Genomic DNA, 19,147 nt, shown 5'->3' on the forward strand with positions numbered 1-19,147 from the left:
CTAGACCTCCGCCGTCAGCCCCTCGCCCATGGGGAACCAGGTCAGGGGCAGATGAGCCTGGACGATGCCCTCCCGGCCGTCCCGGAAGTGCGACCAGCCCTCCCAGTGGACGGCGAAGACGTTGGCCGGCGCCATGTCGCCGAGCAGGGTCACCGCGTCACGGCCGGTCATGGTGTAGCGCAGCGGGCCGGTGATCGGGAACCGCACCCCGCCCAGGTGGAAGACGACCGTGCCCGGCTTCAGCGCGCGGGCGGTCTGCCGGAGGGGGGCGTACAGGACGGTGTCTCCCGTGATCCACAACGGGCCGTGGGTCTGGCCGGGCCATTCGAGGGCGAACCCGATGACGTCGCCGACGATGGGGTGGCTCAGCGGCGGACCGTGGCGGCAGGGGGTGGCGGTGACCTTGACGTCGTTCAGGTGGGTGCTCTCGCCGGGGCGCAGGCCGGTGCCGCCGATCCGGGTCGCGCCCGAATGGGTGGTGATCACCAGCGGGACGTCCTTTAAGAAGGCCCGCCCGGCGGCGTCGAGGTTGTCGTCGTGGTGGTCGTGGGTGAGCAGCACCGCGTCGACCGGCCCGATCTCGTCGGGCGTGAGCGCCGGTCCGGCGACCTTGGTCGACGAGGTGCCGAAGCCGAAGTCGTACCTGCGGCCGGGCGCGTCGAAGGTCGGATCGGTCAGCAACCGGAGACCCTCGAACTCGATGAGCAACGTCGGGCCGCCGACATGGGTGAATGTGACCTCCGTCATGCCCCGTATTTTGTCGTTCGGGACATGTCCGGCGGGAGTCCCCGGCTCCGACGTATCGGGTGAGCGAAGGGAGAACAGATCATGAAATACATGATCATGCTGTACGGCTCACAGCGTGACTTCGACGCCATGGCGACCGGCGGCCCCGAGGTGGCCGAGATGCACGCGTTCATGGAGAAGTGGAACAACGACCTGGTGGAGTCGGGCGAGTTCGTCGACGCCAAGGGCCTGTCGGCGCCCGTCCACACACGCCGGATCTCGATGCGGGGCGGGGTGCCGGTCGTCACCGATGGTCCCTACCCCGAGACCCAGGAGGTCCTGGTCGGCTACACGATCGTCGAGTGCGCCGGCTTCGACCGGGCCACCGAGATCGCCGCCCAGCTGGCCCACACGCCCGGCCAGGAGGCCGAGGGGCAGTACGTCGACGTGCGGCCCATCATGGAACACTTCGACGACATGTTCGAATGAGTCGTGACGTGGAGGACCTGCTGCGCGAGCACGCGCCGCGGGTCCTCGCCGCGCTGGTGCGCCGCTACGGCCACTTCGACACGGCTGAGGACGCCGTCCAGGAGGCCCTGCTGGCCGCCGCGACCCAGTGGCCGGCCGACGGGGTCCCCGGGAACCCGAAGGCGTGGCTGATCACGGTCGCCGCCCGCCGCCTGACCGACCTGCTGCGCAGCCAGCGGGCCCGCCGCGAGCGCGAGGAGGCGGTGGCCCGGTGGACCCCGGTCCCGGCCGACCCGCCCGCCGCCGGAGACGACACCCTGGTGCTGCTGTTCATGTGCTGCCACCCGTCGTTGTCGCCGGCGTCGCAGATCGCGCTGACCCTGCGCGCCGTCGGCGGCCTGACCACGGCCGAGATCGCCCGCGCCTTCCTGGTCCCCGAGGCGACCATGACCCGGCGCATCACCCGGGCGAAGCAGACCGTCAAGGAGAGCGGCCAGCCCTTCGGCCTGCCCCGCGACCGCGCCGACCGCCTGGGCGTGGTCCTGCACGTGCTCTACCTGATCTTCAACGAGGGCTACGCGACCACCTCGGGCCCCGACCTGCAGCGGGTCGAACTGGCCCGCGAGGCGATCAGGCTGACCCGCATGCTGCGCCGCACCCTGCCGCACGACGGCGAGGTGGCCGGCCTGCTGGCCCTGATGCTGCTGACCGACGCCCGCCGCGCCGCCCGCACCGGCCAAGGCGGCGCGCTCATCCCCATGGACGAGCAGGACCGCTCCCGGTGGGATCCGGCCCAGATCGCCGAAGGCGTCGCCCTGCTCGAAGAGGCCCTCCCGCGCGGCGAACCCGGCCCCTACCAGCTCCAGGCGGCCATCGCGGCCCTCCACGACGAGGCCCCGACCCCTGCCCGAACCGACTGGCCCCAGATCAGGGCCCTGTACGACGCCCTCTACGAGATGACCCCCACCCCGGTGGTGGCCCTCAACCGGGTGGTCGCCCTGGCCATGAGCGAGGGGCCGGGCGCGGGCCTGGCGGCGCTGGCGGAGATCCACCCCGTCGACCACCGGGTGCTGGGCGTGCGGGCCCACCTGCTGGAGATGACGGGCGACCTTCCAGCGGCGCGGACGGCCTACCTCGAAGCCGCGGAGGCGTCGACGAGCCTGCCGCGACAGCGCTACCTCCACAGCAGGGCCGCCCGGCTGTCCGATTGAGGGCGGCCGCTCCGACGTCCCTTGCCGGCCTGCGGGATCGTCGCCGGGCTGATCGTCGGCGGGGTCTTCCCGACCGACGCGGGCGCCGGAGATGTCGTGGCACGGGCTGATCCACACGCTCGGCCCGGTCGTCGCGTTCGGTTCGCTGACCGTGGGCTGCCTGGTCTACCTGCGGCGGTTCGCCCGGGAGCGCAACCGGCTCGCGGTCGCCGGGTGCGCGGTGGCGGCGGCCATCGTGGTGCTGAACGCGTGGCCCTTCGAAGGTGGCGTTCGCCTTCGTCGCGGCGGTGTCGGCCCATGCCTTGACAGCGAAGGCTAAAGCTATTAGCTTTTAAGCTATGAGCATTAGCTATTTGGAGCGCGAGGGCGGCCGGATCGCCTACGAGATCGACGGAGACGGCCCCCTGGTCGTCCTGGTCCCCGGGATGGGCAACAACCGCAACGCCTTCCGGTTCCTCGCGCCGAAGCTGGTCGCGGCCGGTTACCGGGTCGCTTCGGTCGACCTGCGCGGCCACGGCGACTCGTCCACGGGGTGGGCCTCCTACACGCGTACCGACACCGCGAACGACGTCATCGCGCTGATCAGGGAACTCGGCGGCCCGGCCGTCGTCGTGGGCCACTCCTTCGCCGGCGGGTCGGCGACGATCGCCGCCGTCGACGCGCCCGACCTGGTCAGCGCCGTCGTGCTGATCGGGCCGTTCACGCGGGAGCAGAAGACGGACTTCGGCGCCCTGCTGCGCGACGGCCACCACCGGCGCGGGATCATGCTGCTGATGGCGACCGCCGCCCTGCGCAGCCTGAAGTTGTGGAAGAAGTACCTCGACCACGCCTACCCGGGCACCAAGCCGGCCGACTGGCAGGCCTACCTCAGCGAGCTGGAGACCACGTTGCACATGGACGTCGTGGCGAAGATGGGCATGAGCTCGCTGGCCGAGTCGAGCGAGCGGCTCGCCCGGCTCAAGGCCCCCGCGCTGGTCGTGATGGGCGACCGCGACCCCGACTGGGGCGACCCCCGCGCCGAGGCCGAGGGCATCGTCGCGACCGCGCAGTCGGGGACCGTCGCGATGATCCCGGGCGCCGGCCACTACCCCCACGCGCAGTTCCCCGACCAGGTCGCCGACGCCATGTTGCCGTTCCTCGCGGAGCACACACGTGGCTAGGGCGGGCCTGACGCCCGAGATCGTCGTCGACCTCGCCGTGGCGATCGTCGACGAGCACGGCCCGGCCGCCGTCACCCTGTCGGCGGTCGCGGCCCGTGCCGGGGTCGCCACGCCCTCGCTCTACAAGCACGTGCGCAACCTGGCCGAACTGACCGAACTCGTGTCGATCAGGGTGATGGACGAACTGGCCGAGAGGGGCTTCGCCGCCGTCGCCGGCCGGTCGGGCGAAGACGCCCTGCGCGCCTACGCCGACGCCTGGCGCGGCTACGTGAAGGACCACCCGGGCCGCTACGCCGCCATGATCCAGACCGCGTCGCCGGAGTTGTCGAAGGCCGGCCAGAAGATCATCGACATCATCCTGGCCGCGCTGCGGTCGTACGGCCTCGAAGGCGAGCGGGCGATCCACGCCACGCGGGCGCTGCGGGCCGCCATCCACGGGTTCGTCACCATCGAGGCGGTCGGCGGTTTCGGTCTGCCGTACGCCATCGACGAGAGCTACCACCAGCTGGTCGGGATGGTCATCTCCGGCCTGCCGAAACCCGTGTGACAAGATCACCCCATGTGTCACAACACCGACAGCAGGCCGCCCGCGCCGCCGGTGGCGGGGGCGGTCGCCTCTCATGAGCAGACCACGCTGACCAGCGAAGACGGCACCCGCTTCCTGGCCTACCGGGCCGAACCCGCTGAGCCCAACGGCCGTTCGGTCGTCATCCTGCCGGACATCCGCGGCCTCCACCCCTACTACCGGGACCTGGCCGTCCGGTTCGCCGAAGCGGGTTTCCACACCATCGCCATCGACTATTTCGGCCGCACCGCCGAAACCGACGATCGGGGCGAAGACTTCGACTGGCAGCCCCACATCGCCCAGGTCACCCAGGAGCAGGTCGGCATGGACGTCGCCGCCGCCCGCGCCGAGCTGCCCGCGCCGGTCTTCACCGTGGGCTTCTGCTTCGGCGGCTCCCACTCGTGGCGGCTGGGCGCCCACGGCAGCGGCCTGGCGGGCGCGATCGGCTTCTACGGGGCCATCCGCCGCATCGGCGAGGTGCCGGCCACGCCCGGCGCCCCGATCCTGCTGCTGCGCGGCGGCGCCGACACGGCGTCGACCCCGGAGGAGTTCGACGGCTTCACCGCCGCCCTCGACGCCGCCGGCACACCCAACACGTCTGTAATTTATGACGGCGCCCCCCACTCGTTCTTCGACCGTTCGTTCGCCGAATGGGCCGAGGCCTGCGACGACGCGTGGCGGCAGATCATGGAGTTCACGGCGAATCACTCCCAGTAAGAGAATTGTCACTGAGGGTGTCATCGTGGCCGCTCGCCCGGGTTGGTGACCATCAAGGTCCCCCACCCGTGAAGGGAGTGGCCCGATGGCTACCAAGTTTCAGTACCGCAAGATCACCGGTGTCTTCCGCGCGATGGACGTCGACGGCGACGGCTACCTGACCGAGTCCGACTTCGAAGCGCTGGCGAGCCGGTGGGCGGCGATCCAGGGGCAGCCCAAGGGCCGCATCTACGCGATCATGATGAACTGGTGGGCCACCCTCCTCACGGCCGACCGCGACGGCGACGAACGGGTCACCCTCGACGACGTGATGGTGATCGTCGACCGCCTCAACGAGATGCCCCACGCCATGGCCACCACGGCGCTGTCGATGTTCGACGCGGTCGACGCCAACGGCGACGGGCTGATCTCGGCCCGGGAGTACAACCAGCTGATCGTGGGGTGGACCGGCGTGCCGACCGACACCGACGACGTCTTCGACGAACTCGACGGCGACGGCGACGGCTACCTGTCGCGCTCGGAGTTCGGGGAACTGTGGGCGGAGTTCTGGTCGGGCGACGACCAGCGGGCGTCGGGGTCGCTGGTGTTCGGGCGGATCGACGTACCGGCCCGCTGAAACTGACACACCCGGTTGCGAGAATGGCGCGATGCCGCGCGAACTCGAAGACCTCCCCTACGCCCCCTACCTCGAACTGCTCAAAGGCGATCTCGAGCGGGAGGGCGACTACGACGGCGTCCATCTGCGTGACGCCACGTACGACGACGTCAACACGGTCGGCGCCCGGTTCATGGAGTCGGCGGTCCAGCAGGTCACGATCAACGACAGCCGCATGGACCGGAGCCGCTACAACGACGTCTGGTTCCACACCGTCCGGTGGATCGGGGTGAACCTCGCCGAGAGCGACTGGTTCGACGTCGAGGTGATCTCCAGCGCGATGTCGGGAGTGCCGATGTTCGGCTCGAAGGTCCACCAGGTGACCTTCCACAACTGCAAGCTCGACTCGGTCAACCTGCGGACCGCCGCGTTGCGGAACGTCACCTTCGTAGACTGCCTGCTGCGCGAGGTCGACTTCGCCGGGGCGACCCTCAAGGAGGTGTCGTTCCCGGGGTCGGAGCTGGAGGACGTGCGGTTCGACAAGGCGCAGCTCACCAAGGTCGACTTCCGGCAGGCCCGCAGTCTCGGCGTCGACGGCGGCCTGGAGTCGTTGCGCGGCGCGACGATCTCGACGAGCCAGCTACTCGACCTGGCCCCACGAATGGCTCACTCGCTGGGCATCTCCGTACGCGATTGACCGCCGGTCCAGGTGCCGGGCCGCGATGAACACCACGATCGCGATGACCAGCAGCGGGATGCCCTTGGCGAAGGTCGAGTCGGGGAGCAGGGGCGAGTCCCACCAGGCGTGCATCAGCATGGCCAGGATCCAGGCCGCGACGGCCACGGTCACCCGGGTGGCGGGGGTGCGGTCGGTGCGCGCGATGGCGTAGCCGAGGCCCGCTCCGGCGACCGCGGTCATGGCCCAGTGGCTCCACCAGGCTGAATACACCAGCCGGGCGAACAGGGAGCCGAGGGTGTCGCCGCTCTGCATGATGCCGCCGGTCGCGATGATCGTGTTGAAGACGTACAGGAGGTCTTCGACGATCTGGAAGGCCAGGCCGATGATCGCGCCGTAGCCGAATCCCGCCAGGGCGCCCGACATGACCCAGGGGGCGATCAGCGCGATCAGGGCCACTCCGGCCAGTTTCGCGGTCTCCTCGTCGAGCGGGGCGACGATGGCGTCGGCCCAGCGGTCGGCGAAGAGCGGGCTGGTGGTCTTGGTGAGGATGGCGTTGAAGGCCGAGTTGGCCAGGAACGCCACACCGAACGCGGCCAGGCCGCCCCAGGCCAGGGCCATCCACGAATAGCCGATCGGCGCGGCCCGCAGCGGGCGGATGCGGGTGAACAACCAGAACGCGACCAGCAGGACCGGCACCAGCACGCACAGGGCGATCAGGGCGCCGACCGTGAAGACCCGGGCCTGCGGGACGAGCGTCGTGTAGACCAGCAGGACGCCCATGACGACGCCGAGGAGCCAGACCCAGAAGGCAGGGCGGGCGGTCACTGCTCGACTCCGGCGAACTGGATGGAGGCGATCATCTGGGTGATGTCGTCGCTGCGGGAGGCGATGGCGGCCGGGTCGCCGGCCACCAGGACGCTCGCGCCCTGCTGGGGCGCCGCGAAGACGGCCTGGGTGCCGATGCGGTCGTCCACGCTGATCATGCCGGCCAGGCCGGGCACCCCCTGCGTGGTCGTGACCGGGGTGGGGCTCTCGGCGCTGATGGGCACGCCCTGCGCCTTGAAGATCAGGCGCTGGCCGGTCCAGAGCTCCTGCGGGGTGGCCGACTGCACGTCGATCACGCCGAGCTGCACCGTCGCCCCGCCGCTGACCAGCGACACCGACTCCGACAACGACGACGCGCCCTCGTCGAGCGCCCACCCGGCGGGCACCAGCATGGAGACGGGGCGTGATCCGCCGTCGAACTCCTGGCCGACCTCGATGACGGTGCCCGCCCTGATCGGCACGGTGGCGTCGGCGACGACGGAGTTCGCCAGCGGCAGGCCGACGGCCAGGATTCCGAGTATCACCAGGACCACGATCGATCCGGGCCATCCGGTGCGCGACATGAGACCCCTAAAGACCAGGGGGGATGCCCCGACTCATAACCGGCTACGTCAGAACAAAACCTGCTTCCCGGGCGAGCTGGAGCTCTTCCCGCGTCTCGACGACCAGGACCGGCACCCCGTCGGTGCTGATCAGGCCGTCGTCGGTACGGTTGCCACCCACCGGCTCCCGCACCCCCAGCAGGCCCAGGCGGCGGCAGACGCCCGCCCGGACCTCCGGCTGGTCCCAGCCGATCTCGCCGGTGAAGACCAGGGCGTCGAGGCGGTCGAGCGAGGTCGCGGCGGCGGCGATCTCGCGGGCGACACGGTGGCAGTAGACGTCGAGGGTGAACGTGTCGCCCGCCTTGACCAGGTCGCGGGTGTCGCCGGAGAACCCGTCCGAGAGGCCCAGCAGGCCGGAGTGCCGTTCCAGCCCGTCGCGCAGCTCGGCCAGGGTGAGCCGTCCGTCGAGCAGCCAGAGCAGCATGCCGGGGTCGACGCTGCCCGACCGTTTGCTCATCGGCACGCCCTCCAGGGGCGTGAAGCCCATCGAGGTGTCCATCGACCGCCCGTCGCGCACGGCGCAGACCGACGCGCCGCCGCCCAGGTGGCACATGACCAGCTGGGACGCCTCGACCAGCTGGTCGGCCCGGCGGAGCGCGTGGGCGTAGGACAGGCCGTGGAAGCCGTAGCGGCGCAGACCGTAGCGGGTCCGCCAGTCGGCGGGGATCGGGTAGGTCGCGGCGACGGCGGGCATCCCGGCGTGGAAGGCGGTGTCGGGGCAGAGCACCTGCGGCACGTCGGGCAGCGCGTCCAGCGACGCCTTGATCAGCTTCAGCGCGGGCGGCAGGTGCAGCGGGGCCAGATCCGCCATCTCCGACAACCGGTCGACCAGTTCGGCCGTGGCCCGAACCGGTTCCCGGACGATCGGCCCGCCGTGCACCAGGCGGTGGGCGATCGCGTCGGGCTTGTCGTCGAGGAACTCCAGCAGGGCGTCGGCCGAGGTGGGGGCCTGTTCCACATGGTGCGTGGCGAGCACCTCGCCGTCGGAGGTGACGAGGTGGAGCTGCAGACTCGACGAACCGGCGTTGACCGTCAGAACTCTCACAACAGGGACACTTCCCAGCGAAGCCGGGTAGAGACCCCGAATGGATGCACTCCAGCAGGTCTCCGCGTACTGGCGCGCCGCCAACTACCTCTCGGCCGGGCAGATCTACCTGCTCGACAACCCGCTGCTGACCGAGCCGCTGCGACCGGAGCACATCAAGCCGCGCCTGCTGGGCCACTGGGGCACCACCCCCGGCCTCAACTTCGTCTTCGCCCACCTGAACCGGATCATCACCGAGCGCGGCCAGGACATGATCTACATCGCGGGTCCGGGGCACGGCGGCCCGGCGACGGTGGCGCACGCGTGGCTGGAGGGCACGTACAGCGAGCTCTATCCCGACGTCTCCCAGGACGCCGCCGGGATGCGCCGCCTGTTCCGCCAGTTCTCCTTCCCCGGCGGGATCCCGAGCCACGCCGCCCCCGAGACGCCCGGGTCGATCCACGAGGGCGGTGAGCTGGGCTATTCGCTGGCGCACGCCTACGGCGCCGCGTTCGACAACCCCGGCCTGGTGGTGGCCTGCGTGATCGGCGACGGCGAGGCCGAGACCGGGCCGCTGGCCGGGAGCTGGCACTCGAACAAGTTCCGGCACCCCCGCGACGACGGGGTCGTGCTGCCGATCCTGCACCTCAACGGCTATAAGATCGCCAACCCGTCGTTCCTGGCCCGCATCCCCCCGGCCGAGCTCGCCAAGCTCATGGAGGGCTACGGCTACCGGCCCTACGTCGTCGAGGGCGACGACCCCGACGTCGTCCACCCCCTGATGGCGAGCACCCTCGACGCGGTCTTCAACGAGATCGCGACCCGGCCGGAACACCTTCCGATGATCATCCTCCGGACGCCGAAGGGCTGGACCGGCCCCAAGGAGGTCGACGGCAAGCCGGTCGAGGGCACCTGGCGGGCCCACCAGGTGCCGCTCTCCGAGGTGCGCACCAACGACGAGCACCGGGAGCAGCTGGCGGCCTGGATGCGGTCGTACCGGCCCGAGGAACTGTTCGACGAGAGCGGCCGGCCCCATCCCGAGGTGGTCGGGCTGGTGCCGAGGGGCACGAAGCGCATGAGCGCGAACCCGCACGCCAACGGGGGAGAGCTGCTCCGGCCGCTCAGACTGCCCGACTTCCGCGACTACGCTGTGGCGATCGAGCGGCCCGGCGCCGCGTCGACCTCGCCGACGCAGGTGCTCGGCACCTTCCTGCGCGACGTCATCGCCGCCAACCCGCACACGTTCCGGCTGATGGGCCCCGACGAGACCGCCTCCAACCGGCTCCAGGCGGTCTACGAGGCGACCGGCAAGGAGTGGCAGGCGGCCATGTTGCCGACCGACGAGAACCTCCAGCCGGGCGGGCGCGTCATGGAGGTGCTGTCGGAGCACCTGTGCCAGGGCTGGCTGGAGGGCTACCTGCTGACCGGCCGGCACGGGTTGTTCAACTGCTACGAGGCGTTCATCCACATCGTCGACGCCATGTTCAACCAGCACGCCAAGTGGCTCGACACCGCCCGCGAGATCCCGTGGCGGCGGCCGGTGGCCTCGCTCAACTACCTGCTGTCGTCGCACGTCTGGCGGCAGGACCACAACGGGTTCACCCACCAGGACCCGGGCTTCCTCGACGTCGTGCTGAACAAGAAGGCGAGCGTCGTGCGGGTCTACCTGCCGCCGGACGCCAACACGCTGCTGTCGGTCGCCGACCACTGCCTCCGCTCGCGCGACTACGTCAACGTGATCGTCGCCGGGAAGCAGCCGGTCCTCGACCTGTTCGGCCGGGAGGAGGCCGTCACCCACTGCACCCGCGGCCTCGGCATCATCGACTGGGCCTCCAACGACGCGGGTCAGGAGCCCGACGTGGTCATGGCCTGCGCGGGCGACGTCCCGACGCTGGAGACGCTCGCCGCCGTCTCGCTGCTCCGGGAGAAACTGCCCGACCTGCGGGTACGCGTCATCAACGTCGTCGACCTGATGCGCCTGCAACCGCCCGGGGAACACCCCCACGGCCTGCCCGACGCCGAGTTCGACGCCCTGTTCACCACCGACAAGCCGGTGATCTTCAACTTCCACGGCTACCCGTGGCTGATCCACCGGCTGACCTACAAACGGCACGGCCACGACAACTTCCACGTGCGCGGCTACCGAGAGGAGGGCACCACCACGACCCCGTTCGACATGGCCATGCTCAACGGCATCGACCGGTTCCACCTGGTCAGAGACGTGATCGACCGGGTGGAAGGGCTCGGGGTCCGGTACGCCGCCCTCCGCCAGGAGATGACCGACGCGCGCCTGCGGGCGCGTGCACACACCCGTGAACACGGGGAGGACGCGCCCGAGATCCGCGACTGGACGTTCTAGGCCGGTTCGAGCACCGGGGCCGGCCGCCGGGAGAGCACCAGCACGCCGGCCAGGGCCGCCCCCACGACCGGGATGACCAGGGCGGCGTGCAGCGACCCGGTCGCGTAGACGGCGGTGGCGGCCGAGATCCCGAGGGCCATGCCGAACTGGGCGCACGTGTAGAACAGCCCGCCGGCCACCCCGTGCTCCCGTTCGGCCACCCCGTCGGTCGCGGCGATCGTGTAGGGCCCGTAGGCCAGCGCGAACGCCACCCCGATGAGCAGCAGCGCGGGCAGCATGACCAGCGCCGCCTGGTCGATGCCGGTGGGCAGGAACAGCAGGTAGGCGGCCGCGCCGACGACCGCGCCCGCGAAGATCACCCGGACCGTGCCGTACTTCCTGATCAGCCACGGGGTGACCGTCGGCCCGAGGATGGCGTCGACGCCCATCGTCGCCATGATCAGCCCGGTCTCCAGGGTCGTCCAGCCGCGCTCCTCCTGCAGGTGCAGGGTGACCAGGAACTGGAACGCCGAGAAGGCCGCCATGAAGAGGATCGTGCTGACGTTTGTACGGGCGATCGTGCCGGTCTTCAGCAGCCCGAGGCGGAGCAGCGGATGGGCGGTCCGGCGCTCGATGGCGACGAACGCCGCGACCAGCCCGAGCCCGGCGGCGAAGATCGGCACGACCCAGAGGTCGGGCCGCTCCAGCCGGACCACCCCGTAGATGAGCAGCAACATCGCGCCGGTCACGGTGAACGCCCCGGCGAGGTCGAAGCGGCCCTCGGCGCGCCGGCCGTCGTCGCGGATCAGCGGGATGGCCGCCGCGAGCAGCAACGAGGCGAAGATGACCGGTGCGAAGAACACCCACCGCCAGCCGAACGTGGTCAGCACGCCCCCGGTGACCATGCCGAGCGAGTATCCGGCCCCGCCGACCGCGCCGTAGATGATCAGGGCCCGGTTGCGTAACGTGCCCTCGGCGAAGTTGGTCGTGATCAGCGACAACCCGGCCGGGGCGATGAACGCCGCCGCCACCCCCGTGACGAACCGCGCCAGCAGCAGCATCCACCCCTCGGTGGCCAGCCCGCCCAGCCCGCTGAAGACCACGAAGACGCCCAGCCAGAGCAGGAACATCCGGCGGCGGCCCAGCATGTCGGCGGCCCGCCCGCCCAGCAGGATGAACCCGCCGAACCCGAGCACGTAGGCCGACACCACCCCGCTCAGCACCCCTGTCGACAGGCCGAGATCGGCCCTGATGGCCGGCAGGGCGACGTTCAGCAGAGCGACGTCGACGCCCTCCATGAAGATCGTCCCGCACAGCACGAAAAGCACACCCCACGTGCGCATGTGTCCCCCTGAGTCGGTTACCTCTTGTAAGCGACTCCATCCTGGGTAACCATTGCGAGCTATGGAAGACGGGACTTTTTTGACACCCGGTCACTGTGGAGATACCGGCCCCGACTACGACGCTTTCCAATGGGACAGCCGCGAAGACTGCGAAGTGCGGCAGATCCTCGACCGCATCGCCGACAAATGGTCGCTGCTGGTGATCGCGCTGCTCGACAACAAGACGATGCGGTTCACCGAGCTGAAGCGGGAGATCGACGGCATCAGCCAGCGCATGCTGGCCCGCACCCTGCGCCACCTCGAACGCGACGGCCTGGTCAAGCGCACCGTCTTCCCCGTCGTGCCGCCCCGGGTCGACTACGAGCTGACCCCGCTCGGCGAGAGCCTGCACGAGACGATCCAGGCCCTGGTGACCTGGACCGAGGCCCACCAGACCCAGATCGCCGCCGCCCGCGAGAACTACGACCGCGTGGTCAGTGGATCTTCTCCGGGATGATCTGGGTCAGCCGGGCGCGCGGCGTCAGGCGTTCCCGCAGCAGGACGACCTGCCGCTGCACGTCGAGTTCCTGCAGGCAGGTGAGGGGTCCGGCGCCCAGTTCCCGTACGGACACCCGGGCCCCGTAGTCATAGGCGACATCGGGCCTGCGGGCCCGGGGCGCGAGGAGGCGGCACAGGCGCAGCGGCGCGAGGAGCACGTCCACGGTCAGCTCCTCGCGGCGGATCGCCAACGAGCTGCGCGCGATCTTCAGCAGGCCGCGCGGCAGCAGGTCGGCCAGCCGGTAGTCGTCGGCCACCGGGGGCAGCACGGTCACCACGACCTCGCCGTAACGGCCGTCGGCGCGCAGGAACGCGGTGACGATGATCTCGTCGTCCTGGAGCACCACCCGCCGGTAGCAGCGGGCGCCCTCGGTCACGCTGATCACCGGGCGGGCGTGGCCGAGCAGCGGTGAATCGGGTTCCAGCACCCCCGGCGCGACGAAGACGTCGGTCCCCTCGGGTGGTTCGAGGCCGGGCGAGGGCCAGGTCTCCCTGACCGTTCCCCACCCGATGAACGCCCGCTTCGACAACGTGAGGTTGCCGTACTGGGCGCGGCCGAGGTAGTCGAGCCTGGGGTCGTCGACCGGCGGCGGCGCGGCTCCGGCCCGCAGCCGTTTCGCCAGGATCACCCCCGAGCGCACCCGGAACCCGGCCACGACGACCAGCGTGAGCGTGATCGCCGACATGCCGACCGGCATGGTGCCCAGGTCGACCGGCTGGCCGCTGACCAGCGCCTCCAGCCACGGCACCTTGATCATCAGCAGCACCCCGAGGCACATGACGACGACCGGGCCGCCCCTGCGGGAGTGCCGGAACCAGACGAACCCGCCCAGCACGACAAGCCAGCTCACCATCCGCCAGAAGTCGAGCACCAGCCCGGCCGCGATCACGAGAGAGACGAGCAGATCCCGGTACGCCATCAACCGCCGCGCCCGCAGGCAGTGCCGCACCACCGGGACCACGTCGAAGTCGCCGGCCGAGGGGGCCACACCCCGGTAGGGGTCGCGGGTCAGTTCCCGGAGGACCGCCTCGCGGAACCGGGTGTCGAGATATCCGGCCGCGCAGAGATAACGCGTCGTGTTCGACATGATTGTGGCCACGACACCAGTAAGGAGGGCGGTATTCATTTTGTCTGCCATCAAATGCGGCTATTGGCTACCTTTTGTCAATTCCTTGCGGGCTGCCGCCTATCGTCGGACAGATGGAGATGAACGCCTGGGTGGTGGCCCGGCCGGGCACGCTGGAGGCCACCCGGTTGCCGGTTCCCGTGCCGGGGCCGGGCGAGGTGCTCGTCCAGGTCGAGGTCTGCGGCGTGTGCCGTACCGACCTGCATCTTCTCGAAGGGGACCTCGACGTCCACCGGCCGCGTACGGTGCCCGGTCATCAGGTGGTCGGGCGGGTCGTCGGCACGGGTGAACGCGTCGGGGTGGCGTGGTTGCGGTCGACCGACGGGACCTGCCGTCACTGCCGGCGCGGCGACGAGAATCTGTGCCCGAATTCGACGTACACGGGATGGGACGCCGACGGCGGTTACGCCGAATATCTCGTCGCGCCGCGCGACTACGTCTATCCACTGCCCGACGACTATCCGGCCGGGAAACTCGCGCCGTTGTTGTGCGCCGGGATCATCGGCTACCGCTCGCTGCTCCGGGCCGAACTGCCTCCCGGCGGGCGGCTCGGGGTCTACGGGTTCGGCGCGTCCGCCCACCTGACCGCCCAGGTCGCCATCGCGCAGGGGGCGACGGTGCACGTGCTGACCCGCTCGGAGGACGCGCGGCGGCTCGCCCTCGAACTCGGCGCGGCCTCCGCCCGCGGCGCCTACGACCAGCCGCCCGAGAAGCTCGACGCCGCGATCCTGTTCGCGCCGGTCGGCGACCTGGTGCCGGTCGCGCTCGAAGCCCTCGACCGGGGCGGCACCCTAGCCGTCGCGGGCATCCACCTGACCGACATCCCGTCGTTGAACTACGACCGGCACCTGTTCCAGGAGCGCGACCTGCGCTCGGTGACCGCCAACACCCGCGCCGACGGCCGAGCCTTCCTGGAGTTCGTCGCCGGCCACCCGCTCACCGTCGAGACCACGCCCTACCCGCTCGGCGAGGCCGACCGGGCGCTCAGAGACCTGGCAGGCGACCGAATACATGGGGCCGCGGTGTTGAATACCACCGCGTGACCCAGACCGCCGACGCCCCGACCACCGTGCCGAGCACCACGGCCACCACCTCGGCCTGGGCGTAGGTCGGGATCCACCCGACGCTCCACGCCTCGAACGGGGCCATGATCGCGAGCCAGGTCAGCCCGCCCGCCGCCAGGCTGACCGGCAGGATCCACAAGGGCGGCCGGGCCAGGATGGCGAAGAACAACATCAGGGCGAAGGCGGTCGGCGGCAGCAACAGCGCGACGAGCAGGATTCTGACATCGGGATAGAGCGGCTCGTATCCCGATGATGTGATGTCGTAGAACTCCTGCCGGGGAGCCAGCCAGACCCACGCGGCCACGCACCCGACGGCCATGCCGACGGTGAACCCGATCGTGCGCACGCCCGTGGCGAGCGCGTAGAGCCCCACGATGACCGCGATCAACGCCGCGTTCCTCGGGAGGAAATCGTCGTAGCGGCCGAGGGCCTCCGTGGACACCGTCGCGGCCGGATCGAGCTCGTAATCGTCGATGCCGATCCTGCTCCAGGTCCCCGAGGAGTCGCGGACCGCGACCCCGTCGGCTCCGTTGGCGACGACGACCACACCCGGGATCGCCGAGACGCTGAGCGACTCGACCGGCTGCCGGTCTTCGGGCCGGTCGGGCGGGTAGGCCCGGAAGAGCCGGTCCTGCACCTCGGGGGAGAGCTGCCACGCGGTCGTCCAGGCCCCGCCGTCCGTCGACTCCATGACCTGCAGACGTCCGGGGACCACGCGGAAACAGTGGTCGCCCGCACAGGAGGAAGCGGCGGGGATGGGCCGGACGGCGAACTTCCACTCCTCCCAGGTGTGCCCGTCGCGGGTCAGGTAAGCGAAGGGCGACATGGGTTCATCGCTTCTGAGGTGGACGATGATCGCCCCGTCGCGCACCTCGGTGGCGTACGCCGAGTACGGCACATAGGGCTGCTCGGGACTCGTCGCGGTGATGGCGAGCACGGCGGCGGGGGTCAGCAGCATGACGACGGTCCGGCCCACGGGCACGGGGTGCCGGGAGGCGTGCCAGGCGACGTACAGGGCGGGCAGGGTGAGCAGGTCGGTCGGGTCGGCGAGGATCACCGACGGCCCCCACGCCAGCGACCACGCCTCGGAGGCCAGCCAGGCCCCGGTCGCGGTGGCCTTGACGAGGGTGAACCCGACGCCGGTGACGGCGATGGAGAGCGCGGGCCGGCGGAGGACCAGGTCGAGCACGGCCGGCAGCAGGATCAGCCCGGCGACGTCGCTGAGCTTCCCGGTGACCACTCCGGGCCAGGTGTGTTTCAGCAGGTGGTCGTTGACGACCAGGACCACCAGGGCCAGCACGGTCAGGGGGTGGCCGATCCACGTGATCCGTCTCATCTGCGCCTGCCCGTCAGGTATCCGGCGACCATGCCCGCCGTGGTCGCCAGCGCGAACGCGACGACCGCGGCCCGCTCGGCGCCGGTGTAGAAGTCGAGGCCGCCCGCGCTCCAGGCGGCATAGGGGGCCAGCACCGCCAGCCCCGTCAGCAGACCCGCGACCAGGCTCACCGTGACCAGCCGCCACGACGGCCCGGCCCGGCTGACACCCCAGGCCAGCAGCCCCGCCCCCAGCACCATGAACACGACGCCGGGAGGCGCGGCGAGGAAACCCAGGTCCGTCACCATGGCCAGGGATATCCGCAGGCTGACGAGCAGCACGATGCCGCCGCCGATCATCAACGCCGGGTTGCGCACGCCCGCCGACAACGTCAGCACCGCGGCGACCAGCGCCGCCTGGGCCACGAGGTCGTACACCTCGTAACGGCCCGGCGTGGGCAACGGCGTCGCGGTGGCCGCGGCCAGGCCGCCGGGTCCGACGCCGAGCCGGCGCCAGTCGCCCGTGGTGTCCCGGACGGCGATCCCGTCGGTGCCGTTGGCGACTGCCACCAGCCGTCCGGTCACCGCCACCGCCAGCGACTCCGTCGGTTCGGGGTGGCCGAACGGGGGGTCCGGATGGAGCCGGACCAGCCGGTCGCGCTCCTCGTCGGGGATCTCCCACGCGGTCGTCCACCGCCCGTTCCGGATCTCCTGGACGCGCAGGTGGCCGGGCACGACCCGGTAGCAGGCCGTGCCGTGGCAGTCGCGGACCACCGGCTCGACCCGTTCGTGCTGGATCCACTTGCTCCAGGTGATCCCGTCGCGGGTCCGATAGGAGACCAGGTCGTCGCCCATGCCGAAGCCGCCCCGGGTGTGCACGACGATCTCGTCCCCGACCTTCTCGGCGGCGTAGGCGGTGTAGGGCCAGTCGAACGGCGCGGCGCTCGTCGCGGCCACCGCCAGCACGGCGGGCGGCACGACGAGGAACACCACCGCCTTGTGCACGGAGACCGGATGCGTGTACGCCCACCAGGCCAACCCGAGCGCGGGCAGCGCCAGCAGGTCGGTCGGATCGGCCAGCACCCGCGACGGCCCCCAGAGGGCCGTCCACGCTTCTGAGGCCAGCCAGGCGCCCGTCGCGGTCGTCTTGACCAGTGTGAACGCGACGCCGGTGACGGCGATGGAGAACTTCGCGCGCCCGACCACGAGGTCGAGCAGCGCGGGGAAGAGGATCAGCCCGGCGACGTCGCTCAGCTTGCCGGTGACGAAGCCGGGCCAGGCGTGTTTCAGCACGTGGTCGTTGACGACGAGAACGACCAGGGCCAGCACGGTCAGGGGCTGGCCGATCCACGTATGCCGCACCACTTAAGGGAACGCGCCAAACCGGTTGAAACCGATACCCGTGATCATTTTGGGACCGGATCGTACGTACGCCGATGCGCCACGACCGCCCCGACGACGAGGATCACCACGAACAACACGGTCGCCAGCCGGACGGCGTCGGCGTAGTAGGTCAGCAGACCGGCGTTCCAGGCGGCGAACACCGTCGTGGTCGAGGAGTAGGCCAGGACCCCGAAGGCCAGCCCCCTGAGGGGGACCTTCCACAGGATCCTTCGCGGGTCGTAGGCCAGGCACAGGATCAGGGCCCCGGGGACGGCGAACAGGCCGCCCAGGGAGAGGGCGACCAGGAGGGCGTCCCGCGCCCAGGCCGCCAGCACCCAGCCGACGGCCACCAGGACCGCGCCGACGCCGACCCAGGCTCTCCGGGAACCGGCGACCACGACCAGCAGGGCGGCGAGCACCCCGGCGGTCAGCGCGTAGTCGAAGGTGTCGTGCCGGCCTGAGGTGGTCAGGGAGACCGCGGGGTGCCAGCCGCCCAGGGCCTCCATCGGGACCCGCCGCCACGTGCCCGTCTCGTCGCGGACGACGACCCCGTCGGCGCCGTTCGCGACGACCACCAGCGTGTCGGTCGCGGCCACCGACACCGACTCGACCGTCGCGCGGCCCGAGGGGTCGTGGGCCCGGGACACCCGGTCGCGGGTCTCCTCCGGCACCTCCCACGCGGTGGTCCAGCCGCCGCCGGTCGACTGCTCGACCTTCAGCCGGCCCGGCACGATCCGGTGGCAGCGCTCCCGCACGCATGCGCTCGCCGCCGCCGTCCCCAGCCCCGCCTCGGGGTCGTAGATCCAGCGCCGGCCGTCGGTGGTGTGCCGGGCGGCCAGGTAGGGCGCGGCGCCGGGCACCTCGGTGAAGACGGTGACGCGGTCGCCGTCCGACTCGGTGGCGTAGGCGACGCCGAGCCGTTCCGGCAGCGTCGACGACGCGGCGAGCCCGAGCATCGCCAGCGGGACGATCGTCAGGACCACCGCCTCGCGCACGGGCGCCCGCCGCCGGGAGGCCCACCAGGCCGCCCCGAGCGCGGGCAGCGCCAGCAGGTCGGTCGGGTCGGCGAGCACTCGCGACGGCCCCCAGACGATCGTCCACGCCTCGGAGGCCAGCCACGCGCCGGTCGCGGTCGTCTTGACCAGCGTGAACCCGAGGCCGGTGACCGCGATCGAGGCCATCGGGCGGCGCAGCGCCAGGTCGAGCAGGGGAGGCAGGACCAGCAGCCCCGCGACGTCGCTCAGCTTCCCGGTCACCAGGCCCGGCCACGCGGCCTTCAGCACGTGGTCGTTCACCACGAGCACCACGAGGGCCAGCAGGGTCAGGGGGTGGCCGATCCAGGTACGCCGCACGCCCCACAGCTTGGTGATCGAAGATCGCGAAAGGATTTCGCAGACACTCTGTGACCACATCGGAACGGTTCCGGGTATTTGCCGAGGTCGGACATTTCCGACATCATCTGGGGGTTA

Annotated in this window: 19 protein-coding genes and 1 pseudogene; 11 read left to right on the forward strand and 9 right to left on the reverse strand. The window is 70.9% G+C overall.

Annotation, left to right across the window (positions count from 1 at the left end):
* On the reverse strand, nt 1–747 hold the full coding sequence (locus tag AW271_RS13180) for an MBL fold metallo-hydrolase (RefSeq protein ID WP_062336450.1): 747 nt from the start codon (nt 745–747) through the stop codon (nt 1–3).
* Nucleotides 748–828: 81 nt separating this feature from the next.
* On the opposite strand from AW271_RS13180, the gene AW271_RS13185 reads away from it, so the two are divergent.
* From AW271_RS13185 to AW271_RS13220, 8 genes and pseudogenes are all read left to right on the forward strand, one after another.
* Entirely contained in the window at nt 829–1,215 is a 387-nt protein-coding gene (locus AW271_RS13185; protein WP_062336452.1) for a YciI family protein, read from the forward strand.
* On the forward strand, nt 1,212–2,405 hold the full coding sequence (locus AW271_RS13190; protein WP_062336455.1) for an RNA polymerase sigma factor: 1,194 nt from the start codon (nt 1,212–1,214) through the stop codon (nt 2,403–2,405). The genes AW271_RS13185 and AW271_RS13190 overlap by 4 nt, the downstream gene beginning before the upstream one ends.
* Before the next feature lie 85 nt (nt 2,406–2,490).
* A pseudogene (locus AW271_RS13195) lies at nt 2,491–2,724 on the forward strand (DUF998 domain-containing protein); the annotation flags it as partial.
* 19 nt (nt 2,725–2,743) lie between these two features.
* Complete coding sequence (locus AW271_RS13200; RefSeq protein ID WP_062336459.1) at nt 2,744–3,565, forward strand: alpha/beta fold hydrolase; 822 nt, start codon at nt 2,744–2,746, stop codon at nt 3,563–3,565.
* A complete protein-coding gene (locus AW271_RS13205; protein ID WP_062336461.1) occupies nt 3,558–4,112 on the forward strand; it encodes a TetR/AcrR family transcriptional regulator in 555 nt (184 codons plus the stop codon). Before AW271_RS13200 ends, AW271_RS13205 begins: the two co-directional genes overlap by 8 nt.
* Nucleotides 4,113–4,124: 12 nt before the next feature.
* Nucleotides 4,125–4,847, forward strand: a complete 723-nt coding sequence (locus AW271_RS13210) for a dienelactone hydrolase family protein (RefSeq protein WP_062336463.1) — start codon at nt 4,125–4,127, stop codon at nt 4,845–4,847.
* An 85-nt stretch (nt 4,848–4,932) separates the two neighbouring features.
* Complete coding sequence (locus AW271_RS13215) at nt 4,933–5,463, forward strand: EF-hand domain-containing protein (RefSeq protein WP_062336465.1); 531 nt, start codon at nt 4,933–4,935, stop codon at nt 5,461–5,463.
* Between the two features lie 31 nt (nt 5,464–5,494).
* Nucleotides 5,495–6,139 (forward strand): pentapeptide repeat-containing protein, encoded by a 645-nt coding sequence (locus tag AW271_RS13220; protein ID WP_062336469.1) that lies wholly within the window; start codon nt 5,495–5,497, stop codon nt 6,137–6,139.
* Here the strand turns inward: AW271_RS13220 and AW271_RS40655 are convergent.
* From AW271_RS40655 to AW271_RS13235, 3 genes are read right to left on the reverse strand one after another with little or no spacing between them, the layout of a single operon-like run.
* The gene (locus AW271_RS40655) at nt 6,083–6,946 is read right to left on the reverse strand and encodes a PrsW family intramembrane metalloprotease (protein ID WP_062336471.1); all 864 of its coding nucleotides are present in this window, start codon (nt 6,944–6,946) and stop codon (nt 6,083–6,085) included. The genes AW271_RS13220 and AW271_RS40655 overlap by 57 nt on opposite strands.
* Nucleotides 6,943–7,509, reverse strand: coding sequence for a hypothetical protein (locus AW271_RS40660; protein WP_062336473.1), 567 nt, complete (start codon nt 7,507–7,509; stop codon nt 6,943–6,945). Before AW271_RS40660 ends, AW271_RS40655 begins: the two co-directional genes overlap by 4 nt.
* A gap of 43 nt (nt 7,510–7,552) precedes the next feature.
* Nucleotides 7,553–8,593, reverse strand: coding sequence for an acetate/propionate family kinase (locus tag AW271_RS13235; protein WP_062336475.1), 1,041 nt, complete (start codon nt 8,591–8,593; stop codon nt 7,553–7,555).
* Nucleotides 8,594–8,633: 40 nt separating this feature from the next.
* Between AW271_RS13235 and AW271_RS13240 the strand changes: the two genes are divergently transcribed.
* On the forward strand, nt 8,634–10,931 hold the full coding sequence (locus AW271_RS13240) for a phosphoketolase family protein (RefSeq protein WP_062336477.1): 2,298 nt from the start codon (nt 8,634–8,636) through the stop codon (nt 10,929–10,931).
* Here AW271_RS13240 and AW271_RS13245 read toward each other — a convergent pair.
* Nucleotides 10,928–12,253, reverse strand: a complete 1,326-nt coding sequence (locus AW271_RS13245) for an MFS transporter (protein WP_062336479.1) — start codon at nt 12,251–12,253, stop codon at nt 10,928–10,930. The genes AW271_RS13240 and AW271_RS13245 overlap by 4 nt on opposite strands.
* Before the next feature lie 154 nt (nt 12,254–12,407).
* Between AW271_RS13245 and AW271_RS13250 the strand changes: the two genes are divergently transcribed.
* A complete protein-coding gene (locus AW271_RS13250; RefSeq protein WP_342778487.1) occupies nt 12,408–12,749 on the forward strand; it encodes a winged helix-turn-helix transcriptional regulator in 342 nt (113 codons plus the stop codon).
* On the opposite strand, the gene AW271_RS13255 is transcribed toward AW271_RS13250, so the two are convergent.
* Nucleotides 12,727–13,890: an AbeC-like domain-containing protein gene (locus AW271_RS13255; protein ID WP_157554076.1), complete on the reverse strand. Its 1,164-nt coding sequence runs from the start codon at nt 13,888–13,890 to the stop codon at nt 12,727–12,729. The genes AW271_RS13250 and AW271_RS13255 overlap by 23 nt on opposite strands.
* Before the next feature lie 101 nt (nt 13,891–13,991).
* Between AW271_RS13255 and AW271_RS13260 the strand changes: the two genes are divergently transcribed.
* Nucleotides 13,992–14,960, forward strand: coding sequence for a zinc-binding alcohol dehydrogenase family protein (locus AW271_RS13260; RefSeq protein ID WP_369408374.1), 969 nt, complete (start codon nt 13,992–13,994; stop codon nt 14,958–14,960).
* Here the strand turns inward: AW271_RS13260 and AW271_RS13265 are convergent.
* The 3 genes from AW271_RS13265 to AW271_RS13275 are packed head-to-tail and all read right to left on the reverse strand — an operon-like array spanning nt 14,902 to nt 19,030.
* Nucleotides 14,902–16,317, reverse strand: coding sequence for a hypothetical protein (locus AW271_RS13265; RefSeq protein ID WP_062336485.1), 1,416 nt, complete (start codon nt 16,315–16,317; stop codon nt 14,902–14,904). The genes AW271_RS13260 and AW271_RS13265 overlap by 59 nt on opposite strands.
* Nucleotides 16,314–17,657, reverse strand: coding sequence for a hypothetical protein (locus tag AW271_RS13270; RefSeq protein WP_157554078.1), 1,344 nt, complete (start codon nt 17,655–17,657; stop codon nt 16,314–16,316). The genes AW271_RS13265 and AW271_RS13270 overlap by 4 nt, the downstream gene beginning before the upstream one ends.
* A 44-nt stretch (nt 17,658–17,701) precedes the next feature.
* Nucleotides 17,702–19,030 carry a hypothetical protein gene (locus AW271_RS13275; RefSeq protein ID WP_062336489.1) on the reverse strand — a complete coding sequence of 443 codons (1,329 nt, stop codon included), beginning with the start codon at nt 19,028–19,030 and terminating at the stop codon, nt 17,702–17,704.
* Nucleotides 19,031–19,147: the final 117 nt, after the last annotated feature.

The organism is Herbidospora sakaeratensis, from assembly GCF_001570525.1.
In the GTDB taxonomy this organism is placed as follows: Bacteria; Actinomycetota; Actinomycetes; order Streptosporangiales; family Streptosporangiaceae; genus Herbidospora; species Herbidospora sakaeratensis.